The sequence below is a fragment of the Litchfieldia alkalitelluris genome, assembly GCF_002019645.1.
GTDB lineage: Bacteria > Bacillota > Bacilli > Bacillales > Bacillaceae_L > Litchfieldia > Litchfieldia alkalitelluris.
The window spans coordinates 2,108,247-2,127,679 of record NZ_KV917374.1 but is presented as its reverse complement, the minus strand read 5'-3'; the positions used below and the strand labels follow the sequence as shown (position 1 = coordinate 2,127,679).

The window sequence follows — 19,433 nt, the reverse complement described above, 5'->3', positions numbered from 1 at the left end:
TAAAAGAGGATTACATCAAAAACGGTGTAATCCTCTTTTTTTGCATATTAAATTATCACCTTGTGTTGTCTTTGAATTATACAACAACACTTTCATAAGCATCTTGGAACTTTTGAATATCACCAGCGCCCATGAAAATAATTACACTTCGTTCATGCTGTTTAAGCACACTCGTATCTGATTCATCAATCAATGATGCGTTTCCAATCTTATTGATTAAATCTTGAATAGATAGCTTTCCGTGATTTTCTCTCGCTGATCCAAAGATATCACAAAGATACACTTTATCTGCATTACTTAAGCTTGACGCAAATTCAGCTAAGAACGTTTGAGTTCTTGTGAATGTATGTGGCTGAAATACAGCAACTATCTCACGGTCAGGATATTTTTGCCTCGCTGCTTCAATGGTTGCATTGATTTCAGTTGGGTGATGTGCATAGTCATCAATTAAGATTTGATCCCCTATTATTTTTTCTGAGAATCTTCTCTTAACTCCTTGGAAGGTATTCAAACCTTCTTGGATAATTTCAACATCAATATTTTCGTATTGACATAATGCAATGACAGCTAATGCATTCAGCACATTATGATCGCCATATCCTCTAATCGTGAACGATGCATAAAAGGTATTACGAACAAATACATCAAATGTGGAACCTTCTGTTGTTTTATTAATATTTCTAGCTTGAAAATCATTATCTTCATTAAAGCCGTAGAAAACAACAGGCACATTAGCATGAATACTTTGAAGATGCTCATCATCTCCGCAAGCAATGATCCCTTTTTTAACTTGTAATGCCATTTCCTGAAACGCACTGAACACATCTTGAACATTAGTGAAATAATCAGGGTGATCAAAATCAATGTTTGTCATAATGGCATAATCCGGATAATAACTTAAGAAGTGTCGTCTGTACTCACAAGCTTCAAACACAAAGTATTTGTTATTTTCCGCACCCTTACCTGATCCGTCTCCGATTAAATATGAAGTTGGTTCAGCACCTTGCATCACATGTGCTAAAAGTCCGGTCGTCGAAGTTTTGCCATGTGATCCTGTAACCCCAACACTGGTGTATTTTTGCATAAATTCTCCAAGGAATTGATGATAACGGACAACTGGTACTCCTAGCCTCGTAGCTTCTTCAATTTCCTCATGGGTATCTGGATATGCATTACCTGCAATGACAATTTGATTTTCCTCAATATTGTCCTTACTAAATGGAAGAATACGAATTCCTCGTTCCTCCAATGGTTTTTGAGTAAAAAAGCGCTTTTCAACATCTGATCCTTGTACTTCGTGGTTCATGTCATGAAGTACTTGAGCTAAAGAACTCATGCCAGTGCCCTTAATGCCAACAAAATGGTAAACTGTCATATAGAGAACCTCCAACAATCGTCTATCTTTAAACAGTGTATGATATTCGTCTATTTTTGCTAATGGCTCTTTTCTATAACATTGTTCTGCTAAGCTTATCCACGATTATTTACAAGCAGAAAAATATAAGAAATTAGCCTTAATAATTGAACTCATAACATAAGATGCCGGTTTGTGTATTTATGTTACTGTTGTCTTTTCATTTCGTAATTATGTATCATGTCCAACAGTCTAATTAACCTGCATTTCAACATTATAGCATTAAACAATTATGATGACCATGTCTTTTAATCGTTCTTTTCAACAATAAGATAACCACAAGGCCGCCCGCTTATCTCATAACGAGCATTAGAAAAGAACTGACGTAGACCAGGTCGCCGATGGTCCTTAAATTAATATAACAACTTGATCAATTTGGTGCTTTCATATTAAATTAAGGCTAGTTGCTGAATTTTAAATGTAACAAAGTATACGAAAAACAACCTAAATGAAAAAACTGATAGAAATAATCTATCAGTAGTTTCCCCTTATATCCAATTTGTATATCCAAATTTTTATTTTATTTCCACTTTTTCAAGTCTTGGATTTGGACGGTATTTCCTTCCTGCCTTTGCCTGTGGTTCTCCGTTTAACAAAACACTATCACCAGTGAATCCTATATTAATTTTCAACAAGCTACTTCCTACACCGTATAAATCAACCGGAGCATTTTGTTGTTCGAATTCACTTATTCTTTTTTCATTAAAACCACCACTAACAACAATTTTCACGTGATTGAAGCCCTCATTATCGAGAGCCTGTCTTAACGCAAAGATTAGCTTGGTATTTACACCTCTTGGATCAAAAGTACCCATTAACTCTGGTTGACGAATAAAGTGCTGGTCAATCATCGTTCTTGATGTATCTACTCGCACAGCCTTTAACTTATCTCCAAATTCTCTAGCAACCTTCAATGCATCGGCAATACAGTCATTATTATAATCAACAAGAACAATTAACTCATCATCAGGAAAACTTGCATGATATGCCTTTGTTGCTTCAACAATGTCTCCGTTAAATAATTGAATAAGTGCATGTGGCATGGTGCCCATACCTTTCTTTCCCCACCATTCACTCATTGCGTGGGTAGCTTGTGCACTAGAGCCTCCAATAAATGCTGCATAGCCGTCTCCAGCTTGTTGAGTGTAATGATCATCACGGTCACCCATAAAAATAACAGGCTTTTGTTCACCTGATACCTTAGCAGCTTTCACAACATTATAAACATTAGTGGCAACAGAAGTTCTTCTTGAAAAAATCCCATCAATAATTCCTTCTAAATAGCCAAAGTGTTGATATGGGCCTGTAATTGTCAAAACCGTTTCAAATGGACTAACCTTATCTCCATCTTTTAACGAATGGATTTCCAAACCTTCAGGTTCATCTGCGAATTCTTTGATCAATGCAATTACTTCATCCGTCCCACATAGTACAGCATGTTCTTTTTGAAAAAATTGCATTGTGACAATATTATCTTGTTTGGATGCTTTAGCAATTTCTCTTGTTTTTAAGAAGTAAACTGCTGAAAACCATCCATCTTTAATCCGTTCATCAAACTTAAATGTCTTATTTGTTAATCGATCAATCTTTCCTTGTAGCTTTAATTCGATTTCTTTCATTCTATAAAAGCTTCCTTTCTAAAGGGGGCAATAATCCCCCACTGCATGTTCTATGATTGCTTTGGGCTGTTTTCTAAAACAACAATTATTACAAACCTTTGTTTTAGGCAGAAAAGAGCCTTTATTTTAATACTTAGAATAACACGATGTGCTATTTACATCTAGTTTTCCTGAAGATTGTTCATTTCTTCTTCACTAATTAGAATTTCTCTTGGTTTACTTCCACGTGCCTCAGAGATGATTCCTTGTTCTTCCATCATATCAATTAAACGAGCAGCTCGGTTATAACCAATTCGAAAACGTCGTTGAACACTTGAAGTGGATGCTCCTCCCTGTTCAAATACAAACTCACAGGCTTCACTAAACAACTCATCATCATCAAATGATCCTATACTTGATTTCTTAATGAGTTCGTCTTGTTCGAATAAATATGTTGGTTTTATCTCCTGTTTTACATGTGATACAACTAAATCTATTTCGTCATCAGAGACAAAGTTTCCCTGAATTCTTCTTGGTTTTGACGAGCCATTTTCCAAGAACAACATATCTCCCTTACCTAACAGTTTTTCAGCACCACTTGAATCAATGATTGTACGAGAATCAACTTGGGAAGAAACTGAAAATGCTATTCTAGTCGGGATATTTGCTTTGATTAATCCTGTGATTACATCAACAGAAGGACGTTGTGTAGCAAGAATTAAATGAATTCCACAAGCACGGGCCTTTTGAGCAATTCGACAAATGGCTTCCTCGACCTCACCTGGTGCCACCATCATTAAATCAGCCAGCTCATCAATAATAATGACTAAATAAGGTAATCTACCACTTTGTTCTTGATGCTTGTCTACTAATTCATTATACCTTGAAATATCTCGAACACCTGAATGAGCAAATAACTCATATCTTCGTTCCATTTCCTCTACCGCCCATTTCAACGCAGCTGTAGCTGCCTTAACATCCGTAATGACGGGACTTACTAGATGTGGAATATGGTTATATGGAGCTAATTCTACCATTTTTGGATCAATTAATAATAGCTTTACTTCGTGTGGGGCCGCTTTATACATTAAGCTGACAAGCATAGTATTAATACAAACACTTTTACCCGAACCAGTTGCACCAGCAATCAAACCATGGGGCATTTTGTTCAAATCAGTTACAATCGGTTTTCCAGATATATCCAAACCTAGTGCAACAGTCAATGGAGAGGTGCTATTTTTGAATTCAGGGCTATTTACGATTTCATTCAGAAACACCGGCTTTGCTACCTTGTTAGGCACCTCAATTCCGATTGTATTCTTTCCAGGTATAGGTGCTTCAATCCGAATTTCTTTTGCAGATAGATTGAGTTTAATATCATCAGATAGATTAGTAATTTTATTTACTTTCACGCCTGGCTCTGGATAAACCTCAAACCTAGTAACGGCGGGACCTTGGGTCACATTTACAACTTTTGCTCGAACCTTAAAATTCCTTAACGCTTGGTCTAAGAGATGTTTTTGTTCTTCAACCCATTGCTCATCTTCTTCATATCCTGCGTATTCTTGCTTAAGGTAACTAAGCAGAGGAAAGTTGTATGTGATGTTATTTTTCTCATTATCAATATGTTCCGCCTTACTTCCCTTATCCTCTTCCACCTTAATAGATTGATGACTATTATTTTGAGGTACAGGTACAGGTGCATTTGACTGACTAGGCATCGTTGTTGACTGTTTTTCCACATATTTTTTTCGATCTTGCTTCAACATAAGTACATTAAATGGAACAGAACTTCTTTTTCTAGATTGATTTGAGTGAGTGGTTTCTGGATCCTCAGCTTGCTCATGTAGCTTCTCGGATTCAGGGCTTACTTGTTTCTCGCTTTCACTCAAATCATTGTAAGTTAATTGTGACACGTCCTCATGAGTTAATTCTATCTTTGCATCCACTTCTTCTGTTCCTAGTAAACTAGTTTCTTCCGTTACGTATAGAGTGTCATCTACAAAGTCATCTGCTTTATCGTTATTTAGAAGTTTCTCATTTTCTTCAGGTTCATCCACTCTGTGATTTGCTTCATCGATATCTGGCACTTCTTCGATTTGAAGCTTTTGTAATAAATCACTAATATCAACTGTTTCCTCGACTGTATCCTGCGGTTTATCAGCTACTTCGTCTACTAAGATTGGTTCTATTTCTAACGATACAGCAATTTCTTGTTGAACGACGTTTAGCTCTTCAGGTTCTCTTATATATTTTATAGGTTCTCTCGAAGGTAATTCGAATTCAATCACTTGATTTGATGTTTCTGGCTTTTTCACAGTAGGTGGTTTAAACCCATGAACTGCTGAAGGTATTTCAGTTGGACGAAATGGTTTCTTTTTTGAAGTGTTTTTCGGTTCAACTTGATCTTTTTGTTGTGGTCTTTGATTGGTTCTACGAGTAAGGTCAACCGGTTCATTGGTCGTTTTTTTCGAACGGCTCCTTCGCTCTACATGTTGTGTTTCAGATGCGTCACCATTTTGATCTGGGATAACTGGGAATTTGAATTGGCCTTTTGGATATTGGTAAGTAACCTTGGTATCAATATGCCTATGTGCTATTTTATCTTGAGTTGGAGCTGAAGCTCGACCTACCTCTTCTTCAACTTCCTCCTCGCTAAAAAGTCCCTTTATCTTTTTAATCCACTTCATTTCAAATCACTCTTTCATTTGGTCTTCTAAGCCTTACTTTTTAGCCTCTACATGTATTGTACCAATATTTTTTAGAAAATGAAGAAAAAAAGTCACTAATATATCGCAACACAGTTTATGAAAATTCACTTTACATGTGCCAAACCTAGGAGATTAGCTCCAGCTCAGGAAGGCATACGGGAAAAATCCTTTTCAAAGTCAATTTTTACGATCTGCATTACTATATTAGCAACTTTTTACCTAAGTCTTTTTTACTGATTATTTCTTGGTTTATTTTTACCTAAAATAAAAATTGGCTCTAGCTTTTGATTTTCATAAATAAATGAAAGGGCAGTAATCGGAACTCTACCACTAGCAAAGAAACTCATCGTCATTTGTGCTAAAATGTCGTAGCCGGTATCATTTTGAACATCAACAAGAATTAACACATCTTGATGGGGAACTGCAACTGCCATGACTCCTTGAATACTTTGACTCATTTTTTGCAGGAAGCTTTCATTTAAAATTCGGCTTGCATCATAACCATCATTGCTATTTAAGAAATAAAAGGTATTTCCAGCCACCTGATCTTCTTTTAAATGACAATCCAACGACCTTATATTAAAACGAGCAATCTCTTTAATTCTGTCAATATTCCACTGCTCTTTTTCTAAAATCTTCTGGTCAATTAATCGATAAGTGGTTCCTAAATCAAGTGCATAGTATACTCTTGTTTCAGCTGTATGCTCATCAAAAATAAGTTCGATCCCCTCATTCGATTGAGTTGGAAAAGAAGTTGAGCGAATGACTGGAAAGATTTGTTTCTCTTTCCCGCTTAACTCTAAATCTGCATTCATGACTGTTAAGGATTCTTCAATATAATAAACAATCTCATCGACTGCAGCATCTTTCTCCACATTCCATTTAGCAATGATTCCAGGAAGTGAAACAGTCATGCCTTTATTTGTTGTTTTATCCTCAATTCTTAGCGTATCCTTTTCTCGATCAAACGAAAATGACCATTGATCTCTTTTCAAACGTTCCTCAAGAAGAGTACGCATCTTTTTACTATCCATTTTCATTGATTTTCCTCCTCACACATAGGAGACAATCGTTTTTATGTTCAACTATAAACTATTTATAAACGAAACGATTTCTTCTTTTGTTTTTCGGTCTTTACTAACAAATCTGCCTAATTCATTTCCAAAGGAATATACCACGAAGCTAGGTATTCCAAAAATATCGAGTTCTTGACATAGGTCAATAAATTGATCTCGGTCTACATAATAAAAACTATAGTCAGAGAAGCTTTCTTCAATTTCCGGTAAAACTGGCTCAATAACACGACAATCAGGACACCAGTCTGCAGAAAACATAAGTACTACTCTACCATCATTTATAATTTTTTTATACTGATCAATACTTTCTAGCGTTTTCATTGTCACCCTCCAGTTTCGATTTTCATATCGCCAAGTTTAATCCAACCTTTTTTCCTCATCCATTCGGATAATAACAAACTTATCACTGCAGGGCCAATAATATGCAACAAAAGGACTTTCCAAAGAATATCCATCGAAAAGCCGTTACTGGTGAAGGTCATAATTTGCCCTACAAATCCACTTGTCCCCATACCAGCTCCAGCTGCAATATTCGTCAGTTCAAAGACTACTGTACTAAACGGGGCTAGGATAATCCCCGCAACAGTTGGCGGGATGATAATTAATGGATTCTTAATTATGTTTGCAACTTGGAGCATTGAAGTACCAACACCTTGGGCAATAAAGCCGCCTATCCCATTTTCACGATAACTACTAGTAGCAAAGCCAATCATCTGTGCGGCACATCCGATTGTCGCTGCTCCGGCTGCAATACCGTGTAAATCTAACATTAGTGCAATCGCAGCACTTGAAATAGGGGCTGTTAGAGCCCATCCCATTAATACAGCAACAAGGATCCCCATTACAAAAGGACGTTGTTCAGTAGACCACATAATTAGCTCTCCAAAACTTTGCATGACAAAGTTGATAGATGGACCAATTGTCGTAGCAGTTAAAAAACCAACAAAAATGGTAACAAAAGGAGTGACAATAATGTCAACCTTTGTTTCCTTACTAACCGCTTTACCTATTTCTGTTGAAATAAGAGCAGCAATATAGCTTCCTGCAGGTCCTCCTAATTGAGCGCCAGCTGCTCCACTAATAATCGCAGAAAACAAAACAAGTGGAGGAGCTTTCAAACCATACGCAACGGCAGCCCCAATTGCTGGGCCAAGCAACCCCATTGCAAGGCTCCCCATATCAATTAAGAACGTCATTTCAGTTCCAAAGATATTGTTTAGCTGCTCTCCTACGGTTTTAATAATTAAACCAATAATTAAGGACGAAAATAGACCTAATGCCATAAAACTTAAAGCTTCGATAAAATAAACCTTTGGGGATAAAGTAATCCCTTTTCTACTTAAAAAAGAACGCAAAGTAATCCCTACTTTCAGCAACTTTATGTAAGGCTCTATTTCTCTACTTACATTTATGTAGATGTTTTATAAACAGCCTTATCTATTATCATTTATTATAGACAATCAACTATATAATAATGGGAAATTATAAAAAAAGCTTGTTTTATGTACTTGATTTTTTTTTGTACTAAAAAAGCGCATCCCGATATCACGTACTAATCAATTAGTGAATATTCTCGGTTGCGCTATATATTTATTTAGTAGCTAACTGACGAAACGATTTGCATCATCTGTTCAGCGTCACCTTTTACATTCTTTAAATCAGTAACAGTTGTTAGCTTTACTCCACCAATACCTACTGATAATTGATAGCTGTTGTCTTCTACTTCTTCTACCTTAATATAACCGAAACGACTATCGTCTGTATATGTTTCATTTAGTATAATATCCTGTTCAGTGGCCTCAATTGTTGATTGATATAGAACATCACTGCTTTGATCTTCATTAGGATTAACAAACAAAATATAAAGCTGTTCTTTTTTTTGTAAGATCACATTATTGTCTTCTGCACTCTCAACCGTCATCTCTTCTGGTAAATAAAATGCAAATATGTCCTCAGTTTGATTCGGTTTTATTGGATCAGCTTGAAAGGTTTGTTCAGTTACAGTTTGAGTGTCTTTGACAACATCTTCAACAGAAGAAGAGCACCCTGACAATAGTACTAAAAATAAAAGATAGGTAATAATACCTTTTTTCACCATATTCTCACTTACTCCCCTGTCGATTTACGACGTTTTTTGCAACAAAGCTATATTAATAATAACCGTAATAATTCTGATTTGGCAAGCGTTTACTAAGATTTTCACAAGAAATACAGAATTTATGAAAATTATGGATAGGAATGGTACAATTGGATTATAGAAAAAGGAGGATGTTTATGAATCTAACTATTTATCTAGCTGGAGAAATTCATTCAAACTGGCGTGAGGAAGTAAAGGTACTTTCAAATAATTTATCCCTGCCCGTAACATTTGTTGGGCCTATGGAGGATCATGACCGCTCTGATAACATCGGTGAAGAAATTCTAGGGACTATGCCCAATCCCATATTTAAAGATTCGGCAGCCTCTGATATGAATAACTTCCGTACAAAAGTATTGCTTAACAAGGCAGACATTGTTATTGCTTTATTTGGGGAAAAGTACAAGCAATGGAACACCGCAATGGATGCAAGCACAGCTATAGCTTTAGACAAACCCCTTATTATCATAAGACCTGAGAAATTACATCACCCTTTAAAGGAGTTATCAAATAAAGCGAATGTTACTGTTGAAACAATAGAACAAGCAGTACACGTATTATCATACGTATTTGAATAAGGAGAAAAAAGCACCTGAGGTCAACTTGTTGTTCTTCAATGTTTTTTTCTATTCGATTAAATGTAAGGTGTTCTATCCCCTGAAAATAACGAAGGTTGGAGAGTTCCATGAATCTGCAATCACTTGCGGGATACCGCGGAGCCTCCTCGTCACCAGGGGCTCCTGCGGGGTCCTCACGAGAGCACCGGATCCCCAGGAATCAAGTATCTCTCCGCTCATTCCACACTATAAAAGCCATTTTTCATATTTCATGACGCAAAAATTGACTAGCATGAAAGTCTAAATGAAGTGATCAAATATTTTTTTATTCATTATTAGCATAGTGTGGGGATTACTTCTTCTTATACATATACTGCCCCATTAACAAAGTCGAAACATGAGCAAACATATCAGTACGGTTAATACGGCCATCTGTAAATATTCCAATTGCTCCTTCTTTCTTTCGAATATCATGCTGAGAAGTAAACTCATCCATCACTTCTGCCAGTTCCATTCCTGACTTAAGCTTGGCTGTAAATTCTTGAGGAAGAAGAATTCGTGCTCCTCCTGCTATAATCGGTGAATTAGCTTCGTCAATTAAGGCTCCCCAATTACATAGGAACAAGCCAAATTTAGTTTCTACGACACCACCTTCAAGTCCAATACCAATTTCGGTTTGTCCCATCTCTAATGCGTTGTGTGCCCGATTAATTGCACCTTGAATGGTTTCTTCGTCTGAAAAGGGTTGTGGAGACACCCCTGAAGAAACATCATAGGCATTAAAATTTGTCCCTATTTCTGCAAAAGCACTTTTAATAGCATTAACTTTTGTCGGGTTTTTGGTTCCAATTGAAATGTTCATTGTCGTTTTTCCTTCCTTTAGAAAAAGTATAACCCATAAAATCCTGTGTGGAGGGGTTCAATTCCTGTGAACCATTCTCTTTACCATATAAATGCTACACGGGTATTGAGAGTCAGAAAGCTTTGGAAGCTGCCATGCTGTGAATGTTGTACGAAATGTGGGCAACTTCGGACAGCTTTCCGCGCTCGGACTGAAAAGTTGTCTGAACCCGGGGCAACTTCGGACAGCTTTCCGTGCTCGGGCGTTGAAGCTGTCTGAACCCGGGGCAACTTCGGACAGCTTTCCGTGCTCGGGCGTTGAAGCTGTCTGAACCCGGGGCAACTTCGGACAGCTTTCCGCGCTCGGGCGTTGAAGCTGTCTGAACCCGGGGCAACTTCGGACAGCTTTCCGTGCTCGGGCGGAAAAACTGTCTGAACCCAGACCTACTTCGGACAGCTTTCCGCGCTCGGACGGAAAAGCTGTCTGAACCTAGACCAACTTCGGACAGCTTTCGGTGCTCGGACGGAAAAGCTGTCTGAACCTAGACCAACTTCGGACAGCTTTCGGTGCTCAGACGGAAAAGCTGTCTGAACCCGGTCCACATTCGGACAGCTTTCGGTGCTTGGACGTTAAAGCTGTCTGAACCCAGACCTACTTCGGACAGCTTTCGGTGCTCAGACGGAAAAGCTGTCTGAACTCAGGCCACCTTGGGACAACTTTAGGTGCTAGGACGGAAAAGCTGTCTGACCCCTCCCCAACTTCAGACTGCTTCAGGTTCCAGGAACGTTAAAGTTGTCTTAACCAGGAACAGCTTTGTACAAGCTTCAAGTACGGCCCGCAAAGTTTTATATTTGATATTCATTAAAAAGTGCCCTCGAGTATGCCTTTTGGCATCTGTTGGGCAACTTTTGTTTGATATAACTTACTCTAACATATGGGTTGTTAATAAAATTTATTGAAAAAACTAATCTTAGCTGTTGTTACGAATCGATTCGACTGTAGCACGGTCGGAAGACTTCACAAGTTTTACAAGAAGCTCTTTTGCCGCTGCGTAATCATCCACGTGGACAATTGAAGCAGCTGTGTGGATATAGCGTGAGCAGATCCCAATGACACCTGAAGGAACACCCTCATTTGAAACATGAACACGACCGGCATCAGTACCACCTGGAGAAATGAAATATTGATATGGAATTTGATTAGATTCAGCTGTATCTAAAATAAATTCACGAATACCACGATGTGTAACCATTGAACGATCGAATATACGAAGCAATGCACCCTTGCCAAGTTTCCCAAAGGTACTTTTGTCACCAGTCATATCATTAGCTGGACTTGCATCTAGTGCAAAAAAGATATCAGGCTTAATCATATTTGCTGCTGTTTGAGCACCTCTAAGACCCACTTCTTCTTGAACCGTCGCACCCGAATAAAGGATATTTGGAGTCTTTTCATCTTTTAACTCTTTTAACAGTTCAATTGATAGGCCACAGCCATAACGATTATCCCAAGCTTTTGCGAGAATCTTCTTTTCATTCGCCATAGGAGTAAATGGACACACTGGAACAATTTGCTGCCCTGGCTTGATACCAATACGTTTCACATCTTCACGGTCATCTGCACCAATATCAATCATCATATTCTTGATTTCCATCGGTTTGTTTCTTTGGGCATCTTCAAGTAAATGTGGTGGAATAGAGCTTATTACACCAATAATAGGACCATTATCAGTAATAATCTGAACTCTTTGAGCTAGTAATACTTGACTCCACCAGCCTCCTAATGTTTGAAAACGGATTAGCCCTTGATCGGTAATGGATGTAACCATGAACCCAACCTCGTCCATATGCCCAGCTACCATAACAGTTGGGCCGTTTTCGTCTCCTCGTTTTACTCCAAAGATACTGCCAAGACCATCTTGAATGACCTCATCAGAATATTGTTGAAGTTGACTTCTCATAAAACTTCTCACTTGATGCTCATTTCCTGGTACACCTGGTAATTCAGTTAATGTTTTAAAAAGCTCTAATGTATCTTTATTCATCTTCTCTCTCCTTTGCAAAACCATATTATATGTATTATTTATTTAGTATATCGAAATTTTTATCCTCTTTCCACTCCTTAACATACAGTCATTAAATTTAGTATACTATATAAAAGATAAAACTTTTGACTAAAGGGGGAGTGTAAATGAATTGGCGAAAGTTTCTTCTTGGTGTTAGTATCGGCTTTGCAAGCGGTTATTTAGTCAACCAAACGGTTTCAAATAAAGGCGTTACTGCAGAAAACGCACTAAAAAATGCGAAAAATGCGTTCAAGGAAATTGGGCCTGTTACTGGTTCCTGGATACATATGGTACCGGAGGACTATAGAAAAAACGAACTAACCTACAAGGTTTATAAAGGCGGAATTTCACGTGAATTAGAGGATCAGCTTGAGCAATTTGAGTTTATTGTTGATGCAACAACTGGTACTATTATTGATATAAACCGTCTTTAATTCAATAACGGGTACCGTCAAGGAAAATGCACCGGTAACCCTAATAGCACCTGAAATAGTAAAAAGCTCGGAACTTACCGAGCTTTTTACTATTCAGGGTCCCATCCGGCCATAAAGCGGAAACCCTCGAACTCAGATGAAGGAATCAGCAGTATGGACTGATAAAATAAGGGGAGAAACTTCCCTTATTAGGAAAATGTGACTGAAAATAGTTAACATAGAGGTGAAATTTCCCGCTATTTACTTTAAAAACATGTAAATGGGGTGATTGTGCTTTGCATAAAGGGAAAACTTCCCCTTATTACCCCTAATCAAGCTATATTTTGCGGTTTAAAGGGAAAATATCCCCTTATTAAGTAGCTTTGGTCGCTCGATTACTTCCTATTTCTTTACATATATTTTATCAAGCAATTTAGCAAAGAAACTAGATAATAATTATTATCTATCGGATAAACTGCTAGCTGATTAATATCGTTAGAAATGTTAGCGCCCTCTTTTGATACTAAGATCAATATCACCATTTTCATCAAACTTCACAGCTCGATAAATAGCATCATGGTAAAAACTAAACCAAGCTTGCTTCTGCTCGCCGATTTTCATCCATTTCTGTTTTTGCTCAATGGACGTCATTGGATAATCATCATATGCCATGACCCATAGGACATGTTTATGCGCATGTGTTGCCATTAAATCAGCCATATGAATTAATGTCTCATCCCCGCTTTCAATCACAAAAATCGAATGACCGTCACTATGTCCACCTGTATGTATGATCTTTAGTCCCGGAACGATCTCTTTTTCAGATTTAAATGGTTCAACCATTTCTTCTATAGCTTTCCAATTTTCTGGCCAGTATGTATTTTTAGATCGGATATTGGGATTTCTCATCTCATTCCATTCAACATCAGAAGTAATGATTTTAGCATGAGGAAAGGTTGGGATCAGTTTGCCGTCTTCCCAGCTCGTCAATCCCAGGGCATGATCAAAGTGCATATGTGTCATAAGAACATAATGAATATCTGTTGTAGTTATTCCTAATTCATTTAATGATTCATGAATCTGTGATTCTTCTGTAACTCCATAATTACGTTTTTGTTTATCAGAAAGCTTCCCTTTCCCAATTCCACTTTCTACTAGTATATTTACACCATTTGATTGAATCAGGATTGGATCTGTTCTTAATTCAATTTGATTTAATTCATTATAGGGATATTTTTTTCTCCAGAGAGCTTGAGGGACAACGCCAAACATTGCACCACCATCTAAATTCGTAACACCACCATTTATCCAAGTTAACGAAAATTCACCAATTGTTAGTTTTTCCACAATACCACTCCTTCGCTTCTAATTAACTCTTAACCCCAAGATTAATAAATCTCTTTCAATTCCATCTAGTAAGGCAACTTTCGGAAGCAGAGCCCACTGGCTAAAACCATGATTTTCAAATAACTTAATACTTGGTTGGTTATGGCCAAAAATATAGGCAACTAATGTCTTGATATGTAATGTTGGGCATGCGTCAATTGCGTAGTGTAAAAGCTTGCTCCCTAGTCCTTGTGATCTGAAGTCTTGATGTATGTAAATACTAAGTTCTGCTGTATGTTGATACGCAGGTCGTCCATAAAAAGATTCAAAACTAACCCACGCACAAATTTGTTGATTCTTTGTGAATACCCAAAGAGGTCTAAAGTTGGGGGAATGGTTAGAAAACCATACTTCTCTATCTTCCACTGTTACGGGATCAAGGTCAGCAGTCACCATTCGACTTGCAATCGTTGAGTTATAAATTTCAACAATCATGGGTAGGTCATCCCTAACAGCATCACGAATTAATAGTTGATCATCCATTGTAGATTCACCCTTTTACATTTATATGAATTTATCCTTTGGCTATGCAAGCTCTGTTGCTGATAAGCTTTAGGTTCGTTACAGTTAAACTAACAACATTATAGTTTATTTTTGCCTATAAAAAAATCCCCTTAATGTAAACAGTACAATGGATTAGCAGTACTGTCTATTATTAAGGGGATATTCGTTACTTTCTAAATGACGTTTCACTTCGGTAGATGGGATGGCCCAAATTTGAAAACTTTTCTTCATACTCAGTCATGATGTTTCCTTCAAAATCACTTTTATGCAAGTCAAGGCTAACAAAGGTTAACAACATTCCATAGTCCGAAAAGCTCATTAGAGATGATTCAAATAATCCACGGTTGTCCGTCTTAAAATGAATCTCTCCATTTTTCACTAAAATTGTTTCGTACATTTGTAAAAACGTTCTGTATGTGAGTCTTCTTTTCGCATGGCGTTTTTTCGGCCATGGATCAGAAAAGTTAAGGTATACTCGATCAACTTCTCCTTCTTCAAAAAAGGTAAGAAGTTCTTCAGCGTTCACATTCATTAATTTCACATTAGGAATATCCGCTTCAATAATTAAATCGAGAGCAGAAACAATGACACTCTCCTGAAGCTCAATACCGATAAAATTTTTATCTGGATGTGCTTTTGCCATCTCTGTGACAAAACGACCTTTACCTGTACCTATTTCTATATATATCGGATGATTATTCCCGAAACATTCGTTCCATTTCCCTTTACATTCCTCAGGATTTCCAACAACATACTGAGGATATGCTGCAAGCTTGTCTTTTGCCCACGGTTTATTCCGCAAACGCATGATGCCACCTCTTTATAAATAATATCGTTAGCTAAGATAACATGAACAAGCTTGAAGTGCAACATATTTTTAGTAAGTGAAGGCAGTTGACACATACAAACTTGATGAAAATTTCTCAAAAAGAAAAAGCCGTTTAAATGACGGCTCCCTTTTCACATCTAAATTTTTCAGGACGCATAATTCCGAGTAACAATACACAATTTAATATCAGGTAATTAACCGCTGATAGGAGTGAAATTATGGGTTTAAATCATACTCATCAAATGGATATTTTAAAAGATATTTTAACAAATCATGAAAGTGACTGTTGCGGTTCTGTAGCTGAATGTGAGCAATTAGAACGATTAATTAAATCACTTTTAGTCAATACAAACCTTGAACAAAATACAAAGAGTTTACTAACAGATATATACTCTTATAGCCAACAAGGTAAATATACTCAACATTTAGACGAACATATCGTTGAACACCGCGGTCAATTGTCACAATGGATATCTGAAATAGATCAATTTTCGTAACGCTCAACAATTTAACTCGGTTTGTTTAATAGGTGATGAAGATACTGAATCCAATGTTTAATTTCTTTATCACTGTTTTTTGTCGTGTACCAACATATTTGCATGATGGTTTGTGATAAAACATACCATTTCATTCGACGAAAAAGGTGTTCTGATGGTTCAATTCCATACCCTTTTAACCATTCAATCCATTTGTCTTCACTTATATACCAATATAACAGCATCCCAATATCAATTGCTGGATCCGCAATCATCGCTCCATCCCAGTCAATTAGGAAAAGCTGATTGGAATCGGTTAACAGCCAATTATTATGGTTTATATCACAATGACATACCACTAAATCATTATACTGAACCTGCTCTAGATCATCTTCAAGCATTTTGATTGCTTGTTCTATTTCGGGCATGTTAGTTAAATGATCGAAGGTAAGAAGTGCGTTTTTTAAATCTTGGATAATCTCTTCCGGAGTCAAAGGAATTTTACCCAAGCGTTTTAACATATTTAACAGTTCTTGTGAATGGTGGATTTTATGAAGGAGTTCTGCGACATTGTTACCAGACATATCAATTGGTTTGAGTTCTCTCCCATTCAACCAATGCTGAGCAGTTATAACATCTCCATTTTCGAGACGCCTTGTCCAAACCAATTTAGGAACGATTCCTTCTGCTGACAATACAGCAAGAAATGGGGATGAATTCCTTTTTAGAAATAGCTTTCGATCATCATGCTGTGCATAGTACGCATCCCCTGTTGCACCACCTGCAGGGGAAATAATCCACTCATTACCTAATACATATTCCAACCAATTCACCTTCAATTTCAACACAACATTTCATAAAAGAGTATTTAGTATATAAACTATAAAGGTTTATTTACTATATATATATCAACATGTTCTCTTCAATATTTTAGCACTAATCTTTTTATTTTATAATAGGATAATCTCAAAAAAACTTGGGTTGAAGAGTTGCATTCTCTCGCAAACCACTCGTGGGATACCGCGGGAGCCAAGTGGCTCTCCACTCATTCCACACTTAAGTTGAGTAAATATAAAGTTAACAATAGCATTTCTTTGAGCTATCTAAAAGATATTGAACAATAATAATAAAATCATTTCAAAATAAAAAAGATAGCTATTGAGTTTAGCTTTCAAACAATAGCTATCTACTAAATTTTATATTCTTTCTGGTTTTAAAGTCAAGAAAAACAGTTAGTTTTGGCACATAACGAATGTACTAATAGAAGAAACTTCTAGGCTAGTATCTTTGATCGTATACAGTTTGGTTATTCCAGCGTGTTCTTTATCACATATTACTTCCCATGCCCCATCTCCGGGGAGGTCAACAAAACTCGGTTCTGTGAGATTATTATGAATGACTAACACGCGGTTCCATGGGCCATAATGCTTCACCTGATTTAGAGAATATCCAATAATGCCTGGTTGAAAGGAGTGGAATTTAATATGTTTCCTTATTAGTGAAGCTGTTGGTAAACGAAGCGCAGCATGAGCTTTGCGAAGCATAATTAATCCTTTCACATAGTTCACTTCGTCTATGAATTCCTCTTTTCTGTCCCAATCTAACCAATTAATATGATCGGGTGATTTATAACTATTTTCAATTCCTTGTTTTGTTCGATAAAATTCTTGCCCACTATGAATAAACGGGATACCTTGAGAAAGTAATACAATCGACGTAGCCAATCTTTGCCTTCTTCTTCGAATATTGAAATCTTCTTTAGAATTACACTCTGCCATCTTATCCCAGAGGGTATGATTATCATGGGATTCAACATAATTAATCGTTTGAGATGGTTCAAAAAATAGTCCTTTCTCACCCTTTCCTAGAGAAATACTACCTGCTATCGATTGTTTCATTCCCTCATCTTTATGCGTATTACCTAAGCAATATCCACGGTCATACAAATTAAATGTACTCCCTTTAACTACATCTCTAAAACGGTCATTAAATTGTCCAATTCCTGGCAGAAGTCGGGCATTACCTATTACAGCTTTTTTTTCATAAGGTAATGGGGTGTTTAAATCCCATCCCTCGCCAAAAATAAGAATGGAAGGGTCCAATTCATCAACCGCTCTTCTGATTGTATTCATTGTATCGATGTCCAATATCCCCATTAAATCAAATCGTAATCCATCTATTTTATATTCGTTTATCCAGTATAAAATAGAATCAATAATAAATTTCCGAACCATTTTTCGTTCCGATGCGATATCATTTCCCACACCAGTTCCGTTGGAAGGCATGCCATGTAAATCATGTCTGAAATAATAGCCAGGAACTATTTTTTCAAAGGAAGATTCTTCTCGAATGTACACATGATTATACACAACATCCATTATTACCCGTATTCCATGGTAATTTAGAACTTGAATTGTTTTCTTTAGTTCATTAATTCGCGCATAAGGGTCGTAAGGATCTGTTGCATAACTACCTTCTGGAGCATTGAAAAACAATGGATTATATCCCCAGTTATAAAACTTATTAGGGTTCTTTTCGTCAACTCCACCAAAATCATTAAATGGCAGTAACTCAACATGAGTAATTCCTAGCTCAAGTAAGTAAGATAAACCCGTATTCGTCCCCTGTGATCCATTTGTCCCTATTTCTGTGAGACCTAGGTATTTTCCTTTTGCCTGTATTCCACTGTTCGGATGAATTGAAAAGTCTCGAATGTGAGTTTCATAGATAATCGCGTCTGTTGGGTGTTGAAACTGTGGTAAAATACTTTTTTCGACTGTAGTTTTATGTAAATCCACAATAACACCAAACTCACTATTAATAGTTAGTGCCTTGGCATATGGATCGACTGCTTCTCTCCATACTAAATTTACACATACATGATATTTATATAAATAGCCTTCTAAATTCCCATCAATAACAAGCTCCCAGACACCACTGCTTCCTCGGTTCATCTTATGAACTTCTTCACGATTTGTTTGTTCCTGATAGAGTATTAATGTGACTTGAGAAGCTGTCGGTGCCCATAATTTGAACTTAGATAAGGTCTGATGATAGGTAACTCCTAAATCATCTCCATCATAGTAGTAAGCATCATCAAATTCTTCCGTACGTATAACGGCACCAATTTGAAGGTCTGTTGTGGAATCGTGTTGATCTTTAATAATATATGTTTCTCCAATTTCCAAGAAAGCATCTATTACACAGTAATATTTATTATAACCATCGATTTCCTCACATCCCTTGATTTCTAACTCCCATGAATGCTGCTTATCATATAGTTTAAACAAGGAAGATTGACCACCATAATAGGAATGGGGCATTAAAATAGTTATGCTATTTAGACGATCAAGATAGGCTTCAAAGACTCTGTCTACTGACAATCTGGCACCTCCTTCTCCTTGTGTATCGTATTATTTTAAAATT

At 37.0% G+C, this 19,433-nt stretch carries 17 protein-coding genes; 3 read left to right on the top strand and 14 right to left on the bottom strand.

Going from position 1 to position 19,433, the window contains the following annotated elements:
• Nucleotides 1-76: 76 nt before the first annotated feature.
• From murC to BK579_RS09685, 7 genes are all read right to left on the bottom strand, one after another.
• Nucleotides 77-1,375, bottom strand: coding sequence for a UDP-N-acetylmuramate--L-alanine ligase (gene murC, locus BK579_RS09715; protein ID WP_078545038.1), 1,299 nt, complete (start codon nucleotides 1,373-1,375; stop codon nucleotides 77-79).
• A 554-nt stretch (nucleotides 1,376-1,929) separates the two neighbouring features.
• Nucleotides 1,930-3,033, bottom strand: a complete 1,104-nt coding sequence (locus BK579_RS09710) for a nicotinate phosphoribosyltransferase (protein WP_078545036.1) — start codon at nucleotides 3,031-3,033, stop codon at nucleotides 1,930-1,932.
• Nucleotides 3,034-3,194: 161 nt separating this feature from the next.
• Nucleotides 3,195-5,702, bottom strand: a complete 2,508-nt coding sequence (locus BK579_RS09705; RefSeq protein WP_078545034.1) for a DNA translocase FtsK — start codon at nucleotides 5,700-5,702, stop codon at nucleotides 3,195-3,197.
• Between the two features lie 251 nt (nucleotides 5,703-5,953).
• A complete protein-coding gene (locus BK579_RS09700; RefSeq protein ID WP_078550504.1) occupies nucleotides 5,954-6,757 on the bottom strand; it encodes a DUF1444 domain-containing protein in 804 nt (267 codons plus the stop codon).
• 51 nt (nucleotides 6,758-6,808) lie between these two features.
• The gene (locus BK579_RS09695; RefSeq protein WP_078545032.1) at nucleotides 6,809-7,120 is read right to left on the bottom strand and encodes a thioredoxin family protein; all 312 of its coding nucleotides are present in this window, start codon (nucleotides 7,118-7,120) and stop codon (nucleotides 6,809-6,811) included.
• Between the two features lie 2 nt (nucleotides 7,121-7,122).
• Nucleotides 7,123-8,154 (bottom strand): PTS sugar transporter subunit IIC, encoded by a 1,032-nt coding sequence (locus tag BK579_RS09690; protein WP_078545030.1) that lies wholly within the window; start codon nucleotides 8,152-8,154, stop codon nucleotides 7,123-7,125.
• 239 nt (nucleotides 8,155-8,393) lie between these two features.
• Nucleotides 8,394-8,897 carry a hypothetical protein gene (locus tag BK579_RS09685; RefSeq protein WP_078545028.1) on the bottom strand — a complete coding sequence of 168 codons (504 nt, stop codon included), beginning with the start codon at nucleotides 8,895-8,897 and terminating at the stop codon, nucleotides 8,394-8,396.
• Nucleotides 8,898-9,073: 176 nt separating this feature from the next.
• Between BK579_RS09685 and BK579_RS09680 the strand changes: the two genes are divergently transcribed.
• Nucleotides 9,074-9,514, top strand: coding sequence for a YtoQ family protein (locus tag BK579_RS09680; RefSeq protein WP_078545026.1), 441 nt, complete (start codon nucleotides 9,074-9,076; stop codon nucleotides 9,512-9,514).
• Nucleotides 9,515-9,845: 331 nt separating this feature from the next.
• Here BK579_RS09680 and BK579_RS09675 read toward each other — a convergent pair whose 3' ends face one another.
• Nucleotides 9,846-10,355, bottom strand: coding sequence for a DUF84 family protein (locus tag BK579_RS09675; RefSeq protein WP_078545024.1), 510 nt, complete (start codon nucleotides 10,353-10,355; stop codon nucleotides 9,846-9,848).
• Nucleotides 10,356-11,304: 949 nt separating this feature from the next.
• Nucleotides 11,305-12,378 (bottom strand): M42 family metallopeptidase, encoded by a 1,074-nt coding sequence (locus BK579_RS09670; RefSeq protein ID WP_078545022.1) that lies wholly within the window; start codon nucleotides 12,376-12,378, stop codon nucleotides 11,305-11,307.
• 146 nt (nucleotides 12,379-12,524) lie between these two features.
• Between BK579_RS09670 and BK579_RS09665 the strand changes: the two genes are divergently transcribed.
• Nucleotides 12,525-12,833, top strand: coding sequence for a PepSY domain-containing protein (locus BK579_RS09665; RefSeq protein WP_078545020.1), 309 nt, complete (start codon nucleotides 12,525-12,527; stop codon nucleotides 12,831-12,833).
• A 483-nt stretch (nucleotides 12,834-13,316) separates the two neighbouring features.
• Here BK579_RS09665 and BK579_RS09660 read toward each other — a convergent pair whose 3' ends face one another.
• From BK579_RS09660 to trmB, 3 genes are all read right to left on the bottom strand, one after another.
• Nucleotides 13,317-14,159, bottom strand: coding sequence for a YtnP family quorum-quenching lactonase (locus BK579_RS09660; RefSeq protein ID WP_078545018.1), 843 nt, complete (start codon nucleotides 14,157-14,159; stop codon nucleotides 13,317-13,319).
• An 18-nt stretch (nucleotides 14,160-14,177) separates the two neighbouring features.
• Nucleotides 14,178-14,681, bottom strand: coding sequence for a GNAT family N-acetyltransferase (locus BK579_RS09655; protein WP_078545016.1), 504 nt, complete (start codon nucleotides 14,679-14,681; stop codon nucleotides 14,178-14,180).
• Nucleotides 14,682-14,868: 187 nt separating this feature from the next.
• Nucleotides 14,869-15,510 (bottom strand): tRNA (guanosine(46)-N7)-methyltransferase TrmB, encoded by a 642-nt coding sequence (trmB, locus tag BK579_RS09650; protein WP_078545014.1) that lies wholly within the window; start codon nucleotides 15,508-15,510, stop codon nucleotides 14,869-14,871.
• 239 nt (nucleotides 15,511-15,749) lie between these two features.
• On the opposite strand from trmB, the gene BK579_RS09645 reads away from it, so the two are divergent.
• Nucleotides 15,750-16,028, top strand: coding sequence for a YtzH-like family protein (locus tag BK579_RS09645; RefSeq protein WP_078545012.1), 279 nt, complete (start codon nucleotides 15,750-15,752; stop codon nucleotides 16,026-16,028).
• An 11-nt stretch (nucleotides 16,029-16,039) separates the two neighbouring features.
• Here BK579_RS09645 and BK579_RS09640 read toward each other — a convergent pair whose 3' ends face one another.
• Entirely contained in the window at nucleotides 16,040-16,840 is an 801-nt protein-coding gene (locus BK579_RS09640) for a phosphotransferase family protein (RefSeq protein WP_204524704.1), read from the bottom strand.
• 399 nt (nucleotides 16,841-17,239) lie between these two features.
• On the bottom strand, nucleotides 17,240-19,390 hold the full coding sequence (gene pulA / locus BK579_RS09635; protein WP_169891116.1) for a type I pullulanase: 2,151 nt from the start codon (nucleotides 19,388-19,390) through the stop codon (nucleotides 17,240-17,242).
• Between the last annotated feature and the right edge of the window lie 43 nt (nucleotides 19,391-19,433).